The 473-nt window shown below is 69.6% G+C and carries 1 protein-coding gene; it reads left to right on the forward strand.

Annotation, left to right across the window (positions count from 1 at the left end):
- On the forward strand, positions 1 to 473 hold a 473-nt coding region (locus J9611_RS21560), incomplete at both ends, for an isocitrate lyase/phosphoenolpyruvate mutase family protein (protein ID WP_211883375.1).

Genomic DNA, 473 nt, shown 5'->3' on the forward strand with positions numbered 1-473 from the left:
GTGGTCCGCCGCATCAACAACGCCCTGCTCCGCGCCGACCAGATCGAGTTCTCCGAGGGCATCCAGACCGTCGAGGACTGGATGGTCCCGATCGTCGCCGACGCCGAGGCCGGCTTCGGCGGCCCGCTGAACGCCTACGAGCTGATGAAGTCCATGATCCAGGCCGGCGCCTCGGGCGTGCACTGGGAGGACCAGCTCGCCTCGGAGAAGAAGTGCGGCCACCTCGGCGGCAAGGTCCTGATCCCCAGCCAGCAGCACGTCCGCACGCTGAACGCCGCCCGCCTGGCCGCCGACGTCGCCGGCACCCCGTCGGTCATCATCGCCCGCACCGACGCCGAGGCAGCCACCCTGATCACCTCCGACGTCGACGAGCGCGACCAGGAATTCATCCTCCGCGAAGGCGGACAGCCGGTCCGCACCGCGGAAGGCTTCTACAAGGTCCGCAACGGAATCGAACCCTGCATCGCCCGCGC

The sequence above is a fragment of the Pseudarthrobacter albicanus genome (assembly GCF_018224015.1).
Taxonomy (GTDB): Bacteria; Actinomycetota; Actinomycetes; order Actinomycetales; family Micrococcaceae; genus Arthrobacter; species Arthrobacter albicanus.